Genomic DNA, 13,770 nt, shown 5'->3' with positions numbered 1-13,770 from the left:
ACCGCGGGCAGCTAATGTCGCGTACGCCGCCCCGGCGAACGCACCGCGGTTGCTTCCACTGCCAGGGTAAAGCCGCGTTCTTCGCCGCCGTGCATCGCGCCGACATCGACCACGTGACGGCGAATTTCCTCGCCCTTACCGTTACGCACCACGACCACCACGGTGTATTCCCACGCATCGCCATCGGGCGGGTGGCGGATGGTGCCGTCGACCTTGAGCGGCACGATCGGCGGCGGCTGCGCGTGTTGCGCAGCCGCCGAATCGAAGCGCAGATGATGCTTGCAGGCAGGGCAGACACTGGCGCTTTCCAGGATTGTCGCCTTGCAATGCGGGCAGCTGCGCGTGGCGCCGGGCGTGCCCGGGCGGAGTGCACTCATGTGGCGTCGCTGTCTCCGCTGGCCACCGCCTTGCTGGCCGTGGCCGGCTTGCCGCCATCATCGCCCCAGCCGAAATCGGCCTGGCCGCGCATGCGTGCACCCGATGCCACGGTGAGACTGCCGGCCTTGACGTCGCCGACCAGTACGCCGGAGGTCTGCAACTCGACTTGTGCGGCCGATTCGATGTTGCCTTCCAGCTCGCCGGCAATGATCACCTTGTTGGCGCGCACGCCGCCGTTGAGCTTGGCACCGCGTTCGATGGTGAGATCTCCCTTGACGTTGACATCGCCCTTGAAGCGGCCGGCCAGACGCACATGGCCGGCGCCTTCGATCTTGCCTTCGATGCTGATATCCGCAGCGATCAGCGACTCTTTCGCCTCGCTGTGACGCTGCTGCGGAGCCGTAGCCGTCGGTGCAACGCTGGGCGTGGCGGCGGCGGGTACCGGCGGTGCCGGGCTGGCCTCGGCAGTGAGCAGCCGCCCATCGGCAGCAGGAACCTCGGGGGTGACCGGAACGCCGTCTTTCTTGTTGGGACCTTGATCGCGCCACATCGACATCGGACTGCCTCGCTTTAGGGGTCGACACCGACTATCGCTGGGCAACTGGATCTTTTGTGTGACGAATTACGCAATCCGCGATGGACGGCGTGCGTGCTCAGTCCACCGTGTCCACGACAGCGCCGTATCGCTCGACCCGATTGCGCCCGCGGTGCTTGGCGCGATACAGCGCTGCATCGGCCTTTTGGATCAGGCTCGCACCTTGTTCGCCATCGGCCGGGAAGCTGGCCACGCCGATCGAGGCAGTGACCAATGCCTGCTCGCGGATCGCGCTGACAGTACGGAAGGCGCTTTGCCGGATGTCGGCACGTGCCTGCTCCAGTCCACCTTGTGCATACACGTCGAGCACGTGCTGAATCTGCTGTAGGCGCGTTTCCACCAGGCGTTGCAGCTGCGTCAGGTGCTGTTCCTGTGCAGGGTTGTCGACGATCAGGCGGCGCGGGTTGTCGAGCAGGATCGGCAGACGTTGGACGCTGGTCTGGTAGTCCAGCAGATAGGCGTCGTTGCCGGTGAGCAGGAAGCCGCGCTGCGCCGATTCGGCATCGAGCACGCGGGCCTGGATCTCGTCGACGCGGCCGATCACCTCGTGGGTGTGCGACACCAGGGCGGCATCGGCCAGTGAACGACGGGCACCGATGAAGATGCCGATGCCGATGACGACAAAGATCAGCGCACAGAAAATCAGCGCCAGCTGGTTGCGCCGACGCGATGTAAAAGAAGAGGGCATACGCGAATGCTGGGCTGCCGGGCTGGACAACACGAGTCGCCCCCTTTGCAGATGCAAGCGCGCCGGCACATGGCCAGCGCGTTGCGGGATGCTGCGGAAGGTGTCCGGACTCAGTGCTGCGCGTGATCGGCGTCGTGCTTGTCGGCGTTCTGTTCGGCTTTGTTGGCCATTTCGCGCGTCTTGTCGGCGGTGGCATCGGCCGCATTGGCGGTAGCGCGGCTGGCGTCTGCGGCCAATTCGCGTGCAGCCACGCGTGCATCGGCAGTTGCGGCCTTCGCCTCCACTGCGGCGCGGTCAGCGGCCTGCTCAGTCGCGGCGGCGGCGTGCTTGGCGGCAGACGCGGCATCGCGGCGTGCCTGCTCGGCATCCGGGCCCTGACAGGCAGCAAGGGTGAGGGCGGCGATGGCGCCCAACGACAGCATGCGGATCATCTTCATGGGTGGTCCTGTTCCTGTTCCGGTGGTGGAAGCGGGAGCTTATGCAGGGGCCGATGCAGCCTGCGTCAATGCGCGGCCGGCCATTCAGCCTCCGGGTGGAAAGACGCAGGCTCCTGTATTGCTGGTAATTATGTCGGCGGATGCGGCCTACATCGCTTGAATCGCAGGCAAAGAAAAAGCCGCTGGAAACCAGCGGCTTTTCCCGAACCCGCTTGGAGTCAAGAAGTCATTACTTCTTGGCTTCTTCTGCGGTGTCCTTAGCAGCCTTGGCGGTGTCTTCAGCCGTCTTGGCAGCGTCGGCAGCCTGGTCAGCAGCAGCGTCGGTGGCGGCGCCGGAAGCAGCCTGAGCAGCGTCAGCAGCGGTGTCGGCCGAAGCAGCAGCGGTGTTGGCAGCAGCCTGAGCGGCGTCAGCCGACTGCGAGCCCGAGGCAGCGGCCTGGTCAGCAGCGGTCTGAGCGTCGGTAGCAGCTTCGTTAGCCGAAGCAGCAGCGTCCTGAGCCTGTTCCGGCTTCGAGCAAGCGGTCAGGGCCAGGCCCAGAGCCATTGCGATCAGCAGCTTGTTAATGGTCATTGTTTCAATCCTCGTCGTTAGATTAGGCAACGCGCTATTGCGCGCCCCCGACATGATGACGGCCACAAGATGAGTGTCAAGCGCACGCGCATTCAGTTTTGCAAAATCGCCGTTAAAGATAATTAAATCAATTCGATAGCAATGGCAGTCGCTTCGCCGCCGCCGATGCATAGCGTCGCGATTCCGCGCTTGCCACCGCGGCTGCGCAACGCGTTCACCAATGTCACCACTAAACGCGCGCCGGATGCGCCGATCGGATGACCCAATGCGCAGGCGCCGCCATGCACATTGACTTTATCGTGCGCGATGCCGAGTTGCTTGATCGGCGCCATTGCCACGACGGCAAACGCTTCGTTGATTTCGAACAGATCCACCTCGTCCAATTGCCAGCCGAGCTTGCCGACCAGCGATTGGATTGCAGCGACCGGCGCGGTGGTGAACCACTCCGGCTCCTGAGAGTGGGTGACATGGCCGACGATGCGCGCCAGCGGCGTCACGCCGCGGCGCTGCGCGTGGTCTGCGCTCATCAGCACAGTGATCGCTGCGCCATCGGAAATACTGGAGGAGCTGGCCGCAGTCACGCTGCCGTCCTTCTTGAAGGCGGGCTTCAAGGTCGGAATCTTGGTCACGTCGGATTTGCCCGGCTGCTCATCGCTGTCGACGACGACCTCGCCCTTGCGCGTAGCCACCGTCACCGGAACGATTTCGTCGGCAAACGCGCCACTGCGCTGCGCGGCCTGCGCGCGTTCCACCGAGGCAATGGCGAATGCATCCTGGTCGGCGCGGCTGAAGCCGAATTTTTCGGCAGTGGCCTCGCCGAACACGCCCATGGCCTGGCCGTCGTACGGGTTGGTCAGACCATCCCAGGCCATGTGATCGACTGCCTGAAAGTTGCCGTAGCGATTGCCGGTGCGCGAGTTGGGCAGCAGATGCGGCGCATTGCTCATCGATTCCATGCCGCCGGCCACCACGATGCTGGCCGAACCGGCCTTGATCAAGTCGTGTCCGAACATGATCGCCTTCATGCCCGAGCCGCAGACCTTGTTGATGGTGGTAGCGCCGGTCGAGGTAGGAATGCCCGCAGCGATCGCGGCCTGACGCGCCGGTGCCTGGCCGAGATTGGCTGGCAGCACGCAGCCGACGATGACTTCGGACACATCGGCCGGCGCGATGCCGGACTGCGCGAGCGCGGCCTGGATGGCAGCGGCGGCGAGTGTCGGTGCCGGCACTCCGTTGAATTGGCCGAGGAACGAGCCGATGGCAGTACGTTTGGCAGCAACGATGACGATGTCGGACATGGGCAGATACCGTTTAAAGTGAAACGATTATCTGCCTCATGGTCGCGCCGCGCCAGCACGCGCACCTGCGCGCGCGCTTTCCGATTAAAGTAAGCAAAGCGTTATTCGGGCCCGATCGGGCCCCATCCATGGAATGGGTTCGGGGAGAACACCAAATGAAGAAGAAAGACGTCGCCAGGACTGTGCTGGCCTCGGCGCTGGCTGTTGCGTTGACCGCGTGCGGCGGCGGTGGTGGGGGCGGAGCCGGTATCCGTCCAAATACCCCGGCCGCACCGCCGCCGACCTCGCCACCACCGCCTCCGCCGCCGACATCACCGCCGCCGCCGGTGACACCCACGATTCCAGAACCGGCGATCGATGCGCACCTCGCATTGACCAATGCGCGCGCAGCGCAAGCGCTCGGCTTTACCGGTGCCGGGTATCGCATCGGCGTTATCGATACCGGCATCAATGCCAATCATCCCGCGTTGCAGGGACGCGTCAGCGACAGCTTCATCTATGTGGATCCGCGTACCAACAACACCGCTGTGGGCGATGTGGTCGGGCACGGTACCGTGGTGGCCGAGCTGGCGGCCGGGCGTGCGGTTGGTCAGTGGCCCGGCGGTATTGCCCCCGGCGCCGGTCTGGTGTCTGCGCGCATCATCAGCGACCGCGCACCGGTGGATGACGGTAGCGGCGATGGCAACGAGGTCGATGGCCCGCTTGGCTTGGGGCCGGTGCATGCCGATCTGATCAGTGCAGGCGTGCGCATCATGAACAATTCGTGGGGCGGCCTGTATTGGAACGACCCGACGGTGACCAATCAGATCGCGCAGGAATACCGCCCTTTCATTCTCAGTAATGATGGGCTGGTGGTGTTCGCGTCGGGCAATGAGTCGCGCTCGCAGCCTTCGGATACTGCGGCACTGCCGAGCCAGCCCGGCCCGAATGGAACGCTGCCGGCGGCCGATCTGGAGCGCGGCTGGCTGGTGGTTGGCGCGCTGGATACCGCCAACCCGACGCAGCTGGCGTCGTACTCCAATGCGTGCGGTGTGGCGATGCGCTATTGCCTGGTTGCGCCGGGGACCTCGCTGTTCATTGATCCCGACGCCACCGCCAGCAACATCCGTTATTTCTACGGCAGCGGCACCTCGTTCGCGGCGCCGCTGGTCTCGGGTGCGGCTGCGTTGGTGTGGCAGGCGTTTCCGTATTTCAACAATGATCTGGTGCGCCAGACCTTGCTGGGAACCGCCACCGATCTAGGGGATGCGGGCGTGGACCCGGTGTTCGGCTATGGGTTGCTCGATGTCGGCAAGGCAGTGCTGGGGCCGGCACGCTTCGATTGGGGCACGGTGGATGTCAACGTCACCACCTTGCGTTCGACCTGGGCCAACGACATCAGTGGCACCGGCGGCCTGACCAAGCGCGGCACCGGCACGTTGGTATTGAGCAGCACGGCCAATAGCTTCACCGGCGATACCCAGGTACTCGCTGGCACCTTGCAGACTGCCAGTTTGCAGAGTGCGCGCGTGAGTATCGCCAATGGTGCGAGCCTGGTCGGCGCCGGCAGGATCGGTGGGCAGGTTGAAAACGCCGGTACGTTGCAGGTCAATGGCGCGACTGCGTCCATTACCGGCAATTACACCCAGGCCAGCAACGGGCGCCTGGCAGTGAATGTGGGCGACCGTTTGAATGTCGCCGGCACGGCGACCATCGCAGGCGACCTGCAGTTGCTCGGCCGGCGCGATTACGTCGTCAACGACACGACCTATCCAGTGCTGCAAGCCACCAATGGCCTGCAAGGCACGTTCGATACGCTGAGCAGCGGGCCGGCCGTGACCTTTCTGACTGCGACACCCAGCTACGATGCTAATACCGCGTATATCTCGCTGCAGCGCATGGATGTCACGGCGGTCGCCGCATCGCTTGGCGCAATCGGCACCGCATCGATGGACTCGGCCATTCGCGTCGAGCAGGCCTTTCAGAAGGTGGATGCGCAGCAGTTCCAGGGCAACGGTGCACTGAGCGGCGACTTCATTCGCGCCGCAGCTGCGTTGCAGCAATCGCCAACCGCCAAGGCCGCTGCAGACTCGCTGCGCAGTCTGTCTGGGCGTGCGCATGCGGAATCTGCCGCGATGACGTTCGACACTATCGATCTGGGCCGCCGCGCACTGGCATCGCATTTCGATGCCCTGTCGCAACAGCCGCGCCTGTTGGGCAACTGGCAGCGGGCACTTGGCGGGCCGGGTGAGGGCGGTGCGACCACCTCGGGCTTTGCTACTTCCGGCTGGATGATGGGCAGCGATCTACGTCTGGCGTCCGGTGCGGTCACCGGTTTTGCATTCGGCCAAACGCGCTCCAGCAGTCTGGGCGATCTGGATGGTGCTCGCGGGCGCGATCGTCAGGTGCAGGCGCAGCTGTATTGGGGCACGACGTTGGGCGCTGCGTACACGCTGGGCCAGATGGGCTTTGGCAACGTCAATCGGCAGATCGAGCGCACCCTGCAGCTGGGCGAAGACCGCAGCAGCGCCTTCAGCGATTACAGCGGCAGTTACCTCAGCAGCAATCTGGAAACCGGGTGCCGCTTGGGTGGTCTGCATGCAAGCCTGACGCCGTATATGGGCCTGGATTACGTGCGTTTGCGCAGCGACGGCTTTCGCGAAAGCGGCGGCGATGGCTTCGGCTTGCGCGCCAACGCGAGTACGTCATCGCGCACGCAGGTGCTTGCCGGCGTGCGCTCGGCGTATCGCTGGCGCGGTATCCAGCTGGGCGGCTATGCGGAATGGCAGCAGGCGCTGAGCAGCGATGGCGTGACGCTGGATGCCAGTTTCGTCGGGGTGGATGCGTGGGCGCCGTTGCGTGGCATGCAGCCGGCACGCTCGGGTGGTCTGTTCGGGATTACCGCGGCAGCGCCGTTGGGTCAGCAAAGCCAGCTGCATTTCGGCTACGACCAGCGAGTGGGCGAGCGCGGCGACGATCGCGCGTTGAGTCTGCGTTACAGCGCCGATTTCTGATCGGCGCTTTATCTGTCTGATGCATGTGTTCCCTGTCCAGGCAGCGCGCCTGGACAGGGCTTCACTCGCCGCGTAGCTTGTGCAGAAAGCGCGGTGCGGTGCGGCCCAGCGGTAATTTGAGTTTGCTGATGGCTTCGATGCGCGCTTCGGCAATCTGATCGGCCGCCTGCTGCGGCGAGATATCCAACTGTTTGGATACATCGAAGACCTTTTCCAGGTTGTGATAAATGCTGCGGATCAGCCGCATCGCACGTTCGCGGTTGTAGCCGTCGATCTCCAGCGACACATTCATCACCCCGCCGGCATTCACCACATAATCGGGCGCATACAGAATGCCGCGCCGATGCAGTTCTTCGCCGATGACGGCGCTGGCAAGTTGATTGTTGGCCGTGCCGCAAATGATCTTGGCCTTGAGTTGCGGCAGCGTCTCTTCGTTGATGGCGCCTTCCAAAGCGCAGGGGGCAAACACGTCGGCCGCTACCTGATGGATTTCATCCGGGCGCACCGCTTCTGCGCCGTATTCGGCCACCGCGCGGTCCACCAGCGCCTGATTCAGGTCGGCCACGTAGAGTTTTGCGCCGCGTTCCTTGAGCAGCTTCACCAGCTCCATGCCGATATGGCCCAGGCCCTGGATCGCGATGCTGGCCTTGCCGACTTCTTCGTGACCGAGCTTGCGGTTGAGTGAGGCCATTAGCGCCTGCAGCGCGCCATATGCAGTGAACGGGGCCGGGTCGCCTGAGCCGCGATGCACCTGGTGTACGCCGGTGACGTATTCGCTTTCCAGGTAGATCTGTTCCATGTCGTTGACGTCGGTGCCGACGTCCTCAGAGGTGATGTAGCGCCCGCCCAGGGTGTCGACAAACCGGCCGAAGGCGCGGAACAGCGCTTCGGTCTTGTCGGTTCTGGGGTCGCCGATGATCACCGCCTTGCCGCCGCCAACGTTCAGGCCGGCGAGGGCGTTCTTGTAGGTCATGGTGCGGCTCAGCCGCAGCGCGTCGTTGAGCGCCGCCTCGCTATTGGGGTAGGGGCGCATGCGCACGCCACCCAACGCTGGCCCAAGGCGCGTGCTGTGCAAGGCGATGATCGCCTTGAGTCCGGCGTCGCGGTTGTGACAGAAAATCACCTGCTCGTGGCCGGTGGTATCGAGGGTTTCGAAAAGCATCGAAGGCTCCGCGGGGCTGCGTGATGTGCCTTCCCTGAAGCCGGGTATGCACCCGTGCAGTGGGAAACAAAAAACGCGACGTTTGCAGATCCTGTCCGGTCACGTCGCGCTGCAACATTTTAAACCACGTCGGCACGGGGTTGTGTATGAATCTGTTCACCAATCCCGGTAGCGCTGCTGCCGGAACCACAGCGTTCCCAACCATTTGCTGCCTGCTGTGACCGGTAGGCCAGCGTGCAGCGAATCGGCGTTGGGGCGGCCATCGGCATGCAGGTTGTCGAAGCACACCAGCGCACCGGGGCGCGGCTGCACGCGAACGCCTGCCAGCGGAAATTCTGTTTCGCCGCCGGCATCGACAACATTGAGATAGACGCAGACGGTGCGCTGGCGGTTGCCGGCGTTGGGATGGTCGGCAGCAATCGTTCCAGGCGGCAGATAGTCGCGGTGCGCGCGGTACTGCTCGCCCGGCGCGTAGCACAGCACCGAGAGCGGCTCTGCGTGGGTCAGTGTCAGCTGTGCGCAGGCCGCCAGCCGCGCCTGTGCAACACGCGCGGCGAAGTCTTCGATGATCGGGTCCAGGGTCGCGCCTCGGCTGGTGCGGACCGGTGCGCGCTGCGTGCTGGCATCGTTGGGGTCGATCACCTGCGAGTCACGCAAATGCGGTCGCGCCAGCAGCATTAGCAAGCGGCATTCGTCGGCCGACAGTACCCCCGCATATTCTTCGATGAGCGGAGCTGCGTGGCGCTGCACAGGGCCAGTGCGGGGTGCGAAATCGATGCGGTGATCGGCAGTGTCATGCGCGGGATCGGGTGGTGCGATAAACACATCGGGCAATGCAGTCATGCCAAGGGCTTGCAGTTGCCGCCGCAGCTGCGCAGCGGCATCGGGCTGGGGCGGCACGCCTTCCCCGCGCAGCAGGCGCTCGGCCAGCAGGCCAGCGGAGACGGCATCGCCCGCTGCCGCGGCGCGTTCGAGCAGGGCGACGCACTGACGTTGCCGATCCGGATGCGCCACGCGTCCGTGCTGTATGGCGAGGGCGCGTAGCGCAGGCGGGTAGCCGGCAGCCGCTGCCGCCTGCAGCCGGTCGAACGCCGAGCCGTCCAGCGCCAGCGGCTGCTCTCCTACAGCCAGGGTAGCCAGCAAACCGTGCTGCCGCAGCGCCCTGCCGCTCAGCCAGCTCCCACTGCGCACGCGCCTGGTCGACGTCCACTTCGCAGCCGACGCCGTAGGCGCGCATGCGGCCAACTTCAATCTGGGCAAGTGCATCGCCTGCGGCCGCTGCGCGAATACCAGACGAAGGCTTCTTCCGGCTGGCCGGCACGCACCAGCGCCTGGGCCAGCGCATTAATCGCGCCGGGTTGCTGGCGTTGCGCGGCACGGGTGAGGTCTGCAAGCGTGGAGGGCTGCATGCACTTATCCTAAGCCTTGCACGTGTACCGCGCGATCAGCTATGGGCAGACAGGGCCAACTGTGTCAGATACAGGCGCAGGTCGAACTCCAGTTGGTGGTAGTCCGGGGTCATGTGGTTGCAGAGCTGGTAGAAGGCCTTGTTGTGATCGGCTTCCTTCAGATGCGCCAGTTCGTGCGCCACGATCATCTGCAGAAAAGGCTCTGGCGCGTCACGAAACACGGAGGCAATGCGGATTTCGCGGCTGGCCTTCAGGCGGCCGCCGTGCACGCGCGAAATCGCCGTATGCGTGCCCAGCGCATGCTTCACCACCTGCAGATGGTTGTCGTACATCGCCTTGTGCAAGGTAGGCGATGAACGCATGTAGCGCTCCTTCATCGCCTTGACGTACTCGTAGAGATGGCGATCTGTGCGGATCGCGTGCCGGTCCGGATAACGCCGCGCCAGTACGGTGGCGAGCTTGTCCTGTGCGATCAACTCGCGTACTTGATCCAGGACGGCAGGCGGATAGCCGATGAGGTAGCGAAGAGTGTCCATGGCGATCGATCGCTGCGAAGCGCGCATGATCGCCGATGCGTCAGCTGCTGGCGAATCCACACGTGCAAGTGAGTGATCGAGAGCGGCTGACAAAACGTAGCGAGCAGCTGTCAGGTGGGCGCGGACGGTGCAAGAACCGCAGTGTACGAGTGGTATGCCGATTCCGAGCACCGCCGCGCCGGCCTGGCGGGCGCGCAGTCATTTTGTCGGCTGCTCTAAGGACGGGCAGAGCATGCTCGCTGAGCATCGATGGACGGCCGGTGTGGGCGTCTGCTGCGATCGGATGTTGCGATGAATTGGACTGCACACTGCCGTGCGAAAAGCGGTGGCCGCTTCAGTGAGTGATGGGCGGCGCGCTGACGAGCCGTGATGACCTCTTCACGACGCATCCGCAGTTCTATCTCAATGGCGATCGCCCTCTGAACGTAACGCTCGTATTGCAGCGTTTGTCAGGCGCATTCACGAATGCGGCACATTCGAATCGGTAGCGTGCGGTGCATGTTTTGCGGCGTTACGTCGCAAGCAGACGATCAAACAACGGCACGGTGCCGATGAGGAGACAACATCATGATTAAGTGGGCCATTATTTTCGCAATTATCGGCTTGATCGCCGGTGCGCTTGGCTTCGGTGGCATGGCCGGCGCTGCGATGGGCATCGCCAAGTTCCTGTTCTGGGCCGGCATCATCATTGCCATCGTGCTGTTCGTGCTGGGCATGACGATTGCCAAGAAGGTAACCTGACGCGGGCCGCCGCCTGGCACGCGCTTGGCGGCATAGCTGCATTACCGGTTATCGAAGGAGCGACCAGCGGTCGCTCCTTTTTTGTTCTGCGAATCAGCCGGCAAGCATGCCAGCCGCGGGCGGTCTCAAGCGTGACTTGCGCCTGCAGGTGCGGTGCTCAAACGCCCGTGTTGTCTGCCGTCGTATGGAGGGCGATATTGAGCTGATCAATGGTCACGATCCAGTCGGCATCGTCGAGGCGTTCTTCACGCAACAGCTGGGATTGCGCAGGCGTCCAGAACGGCGCCTCTTCCAGGCGCATATCGCCCGGCAGCGGAGAGTGCTCGGCGATGAAGCTGCGAATGCTGGCTTCGTCGGAGGGCAGGCCCATCTGGGCGAATAGTTCGGAAAACGGGTGGACGGGCTGTTCCATTGCGGTTCCTTGAGAGTGCGGATGACTGAGTGCCTGGCCACTTGCCGCGCGTGCCGGCAGGTGGCGGTGATTTGAATGCTAGAGCACTCAGTTTGAGCGTACTGTGCACGCGCGGCTTGGATTTGCCTGCACGAATGACCATATCTGTATCCATACCAGTGAGGTGTAGCGATCATGGCGACCGGATGGGCGGGTGATGGAGCGGTACAGGACCAGATCGATGCCACAGTCGACGATGCGATCAAGCGTGCGCGCAGCCAGCTGCATCAGGGCCCGAGTTTGACGCACTGCGAAGACTGCGAGGCACCGATTCCCGAGGCACGCCGCAAGGCAGTGCCTGGCGTGCGCTTATGCGTGAACTGCCAGGAAGCGCACGACCTGGAGCAGGCGGCGCAAGGCGGCTACAACCGTCGCGGCAGCAAGGATAGTCAGCTGCGTTGAGTGAGTGATGTTTATTCCCAACGCTGCAGGTGGTGCGGCGACTACCCCCGTGAGCGCGGCATCGCCATAACAAGCGGGCGCTGCAATGGCGCCTCTTGTATTCGCAGGTGCTACCACTTGCCTGGGTCGTCGTAATTGACGTTCGTCAGTAGCGAACTGGCCGCTGCAAACAGCGCGTTGTCGCCTGTATCTACTTGGCGTTGAAGCTGCTGGTCTCGCGCCAGCGACGCGTGGTGCGCTGGAAAAACAGGCTATTGGGTACCTGTAACACGCTGCCGGTACGGTCGCCGGTTTCTTCCAGCGTGGTGTAGATCACGTTGATATCGATCACGCGTCCCTTCAAGCCCGGTTTGTCGCCACCCTCAAGTAGCTCGATGTGGTCATGCAGCCGAAACGGGCGCGTTGTAATGATCAGGAACGTGCAGAAAATATTGGAAAGCACACTCCATGCGGCGAAGAACGCCACTGCGCCGACGGCTGCAAACCCCGTAAATGCGGTCCATAAGGTGCCCCCCGAGAAACCGAGGACCCGTAGCGCCATCAATAGGGCGCTGACCGAAATGATGAAGCTACCAACGCGGCGGATACCGATCGTCATTTCGGCAGGCACGCTGTAACGCGCACACAGGCGCCGCAGCAGTTGCCGTAGCAGCAGCCGTGCCAACGCGGCAACAGCCAGAATCAGCACGATCTTGACCGTGGGTACCGCAATCGCCAGCCACTCCGGATTCCAGGGGGGCAACAGGCTGCGGATCATGGCGGGCAAGGCGTCGGGCGCGGACATCACATCATGCAGAGTCGAAAGAGGCGTCCATTGTAACGGGGCGTCCCTTGTACTGTAGGTGCGCAGGGTAAATACCTACTCATCTGCGAATGCAGGCAATGCTGAAATGCACGAGCGAGCGGGCGCGCATTCCTTCGTAAGCTGGCTCCGGCAGCAGCACAAAAAATTCCGCTCAGGTCTAAACCTATTCGTCGTCCGAGGCATCCAAGTGGATATGCTCGACATCTCCATGCCCATCGATGCCCCATCCAGCGAGAGTCCCGCCGACCGCGACGATGTGACGTTGGCGCGTGCGGCGGCACTGGGAGACTGCGCTGCCTATGAGGCGATTTATCGCCGTCACGCACCACGCCTGTATGCGCTGGTGTGGCGCCTTTGCGGCGGCAACGCAGCCCGCGCCGATGATGTGCTGCAGGACACCTTCATCGCGGCATGGAAGGCATTGCGCAGTTCCGTTTCCAAAGCGCGCTGGGCACCTGGCTACATCGCCTGGCCGTCAATACTGCGTTGATGAAGCTATGCGCGCGCTCGGCATCCAGTGACCACATGGTTGACGCCGCCGACGGCGACGGACGCGCGGCAGCGGCCGGCCCCAGTCGCTGCCAATCGACACACATGGACCTGGAGCGTGCCCTGGAAGCGCTGCCGCCACGAGCGCGCGCCGTGCTGGTGCTGCACGACATCGAAGGCTGGAAACATCAGGAAATTTCCGACGAACTGCGCATGGCGGTTGGCAACCCAAGGCACACCTGCATCGCGCGCGTAGCTTGCTGCGTGCGCGGCTTGGAGACAACGCATGAATCACACACAGCATGATCGCGACCAGGAAGACGATGCCGGCCTGCTCGCGCAGTTGCAGGCACTCCCGTCGCAGCGCCCGCCACCGCCGCAGATGTGGGAGCGTATCGCGCCTGCGTTGACGGACCACTCCAATGTGATTGCCTTGGTGCCGATGCGTCGGCGCGGCTGGATCCTGCCGGCAGCGGGGCTGGCGCTGGCCGCTGTAGTGGCGCTCGTCGCCATCGCACCGGGTATCGATCGGCAGGCACCGCCGCCAGCTGCAGCGCAACCAGTGCTGGTGACGCAAGCGCAGGCGTTGGCCGAGCATTACCAACAGGCCATCGCCGATGTACCGGTGCAGCAGGTACCCGTCGACTTACTGCCGGCACTCGATGAGCTGGATCGCAGCACCCAGGCCATCCATGCCGCCATCGCGCAGAGCCCGCGTTCTGCATTTTTGTTGTCGCAATTGCAGCGCGCCTACGCGAAACGATTGCAACTGACCCGTCTCGCCTGCGAAGGCGAGGCATCCTTTCCAAGCTGAG

At 63.7% G+C, this 13,770-nt stretch carries 13 protein-coding genes, 1 other RNA gene and 3 pseudogenes; 5 read left to right on the top strand and 12 right to left on the bottom strand.

Translation table 11 applies throughout. The annotated features are described in order from the left end of the window. Positions 1–11 precede the first annotated feature (11 nt). From KWO_RS15130 to KWO_RS15105, 6 genes and pseudogenes are all read right to left on the bottom strand, one after another. On the bottom strand, positions 12–377 hold the full coding sequence (locus tag KWO_RS15130; RefSeq protein WP_010380500.1) for a hypothetical protein: 366 nt from the start codon (positions 375–377) through the stop codon (positions 12–14). Beyond that, a complete protein-coding gene (locus KWO_RS15125; protein WP_010380498.1) occupies positions 374–934 on the bottom strand; it encodes a bactofilin family protein in 561 nt (186 codons plus the stop codon). Before KWO_RS15125 ends, KWO_RS15130 begins: the two co-directional genes overlap by 4 nt. Before the next feature lie 187 nt (positions 935–1,121). After that, positions 1,122–1,661 (bottom strand): annotated as a pseudogene (locus tag KWO_RS15120) (CHASE3 domain-containing protein); the annotation flags it as partial. Between the two features lie 110 nt (positions 1,662–1,771). Beyond that, positions 1,772–2,098: an XAC1346 family secretion chaperone gene (locus KWO_RS15115; RefSeq protein ID WP_010366009.1), complete on the bottom strand. Its 327-nt coding sequence runs from the start codon at positions 2,096–2,098 to the stop codon at positions 1,772–1,774. Between the two features lie 229 nt (positions 2,099–2,327). Further along, positions 2,328–2,669 carry a hypothetical protein gene (locus KWO_RS15110; protein ID WP_010366013.1) on the bottom strand — a complete coding sequence of 114 codons (342 nt, stop codon included), beginning with the start codon at positions 2,667–2,669 and terminating at the stop codon, positions 2,328–2,330. A 122-nt stretch (positions 2,670–2,791) separates the two neighbouring features. Further along, complete coding sequence (locus tag KWO_RS15105; RefSeq protein WP_010380491.1) at positions 2,792–3,967, bottom strand: thiolase family protein; 1,176 nt, start codon at positions 3,965–3,967, stop codon at positions 2,792–2,794. A gap of 155 nt (positions 3,968–4,122) precedes the next feature. On the opposite strand from KWO_RS15105, the gene KWO_RS15100 reads away from it, so the two are divergent. Then, a complete protein-coding gene (locus KWO_RS15100) occupies positions 4,123–6,960 on the top strand; it encodes an autotransporter serine protease (RefSeq protein ID WP_010380489.1) in 2,838 nt (945 codons plus the stop codon). 61 nt (positions 6,961–7,021) lie between these two features. On the opposite strand, the gene KWO_RS15095 is transcribed toward KWO_RS15100, so the two are convergent. The 4 genes and pseudogenes from KWO_RS15095 to KWO_RS15080 form a co-directional block, all read right to left on the bottom strand. Beyond that, positions 7,022–8,122, bottom strand: coding sequence for a Glu/Leu/Phe/Val dehydrogenase dimerization domain-containing protein (locus tag KWO_RS15095; protein ID WP_010380487.1), 1,101 nt, complete (start codon positions 8,120–8,122; stop codon positions 7,022–7,024). Between the two features lie 156 nt (positions 8,123–8,278). Next, positions 8,279–9,531: pseudogene (locus tag KWO_RS15090) on the bottom strand (2OG-Fe(II) oxygenase). A 35-nt stretch (positions 9,532–9,566) separates the two neighbouring features. Then, on the bottom strand, positions 9,567–10,094 hold the full coding sequence (locus KWO_RS15085) for a M48 family metallopeptidase (RefSeq protein WP_017113015.1): 528 nt from the start codon (positions 10,092–10,094) through the stop codon (positions 9,567–9,569). Between the two features lie 57 nt (positions 10,095–10,151). Further along, positions 10,152–10,223: non-coding RNA, sX9 sRNA (locus tag KWO_RS15080), on the bottom strand. Between the two features lie 411 nt (positions 10,224–10,634). Between KWO_RS15080 and KWO_RS15075 the strand changes: the two genes are divergently transcribed. Next, positions 10,635–10,808, top strand: a complete 174-nt coding sequence (locus tag KWO_RS15075; RefSeq protein ID WP_003489471.1) for a DUF1328 domain-containing protein — start codon at positions 10,635–10,637, stop codon at positions 10,806–10,808. A gap of 157 nt (positions 10,809–10,965) precedes the next feature. On the opposite strand, the gene KWO_RS15070 is transcribed toward KWO_RS15075, so the two are convergent. Further along, positions 10,966–11,220: a DUF2789 domain-containing protein gene (locus tag KWO_RS15070; RefSeq protein ID WP_010366025.1), complete on the bottom strand. Its 255-nt coding sequence runs from the start codon at positions 11,218–11,220 to the stop codon at positions 10,966–10,968. 174 nt (positions 11,221–11,394) lie between these two features. Here KWO_RS15070 and KWO_RS15065 point away from each other — a divergent pair, with 174 nt between their 5' ends. After that, complete coding sequence (locus KWO_RS15065; RefSeq protein ID WP_010366027.1) at positions 11,395–11,661, top strand: DksA/TraR family C4-type zinc finger protein; 267 nt, start codon at positions 11,395–11,397, stop codon at positions 11,659–11,661. Between the two features lie 190 nt (positions 11,662–11,851). Here KWO_RS15065 and KWO_RS15060 read toward each other — a convergent pair whose 3' ends face one another. Further along, positions 11,852–12,445, bottom strand: a complete 594-nt coding sequence (locus KWO_RS15060; protein WP_010380482.1) for a mechanosensitive ion channel family protein — start codon at positions 12,443–12,445, stop codon at positions 11,852–11,854. Positions 12,446–12,659: 214 nt separating this feature from the next. On the opposite strand from KWO_RS15060, the pseudogene KWO_RS15055 reads away from it, so the two are divergent. Continuing rightward, positions 12,660–13,245: pseudogene (locus tag KWO_RS15055) on the top strand (RNA polymerase sigma factor). Continuing rightward, a complete protein-coding gene (locus tag KWO_RS15050) occupies positions 13,242–13,769 on the top strand; it encodes a hypothetical protein (protein WP_010380481.1) in 528 nt (175 codons plus the stop codon). The pseudogene KWO_RS15055 and the gene KWO_RS15050 overlap by 4 nt, the downstream one beginning before the upstream one ends. The last annotated feature ends 1 nt before the right edge of the window (position 13,770 follow it).

This window comes from Xanthomonas vasicola pv. musacearum NCPPB 4379 (genome assembly GCF_000277895.2).
GTDB lineage: Bacteria > Pseudomonadota > Gammaproteobacteria > Xanthomonadales > Xanthomonadaceae > Xanthomonas > Xanthomonas vasicola.
Note: the sequence above shows the minus strand (reverse complement) of the source record. Positions and strands in the feature narration are given on the sequence as shown.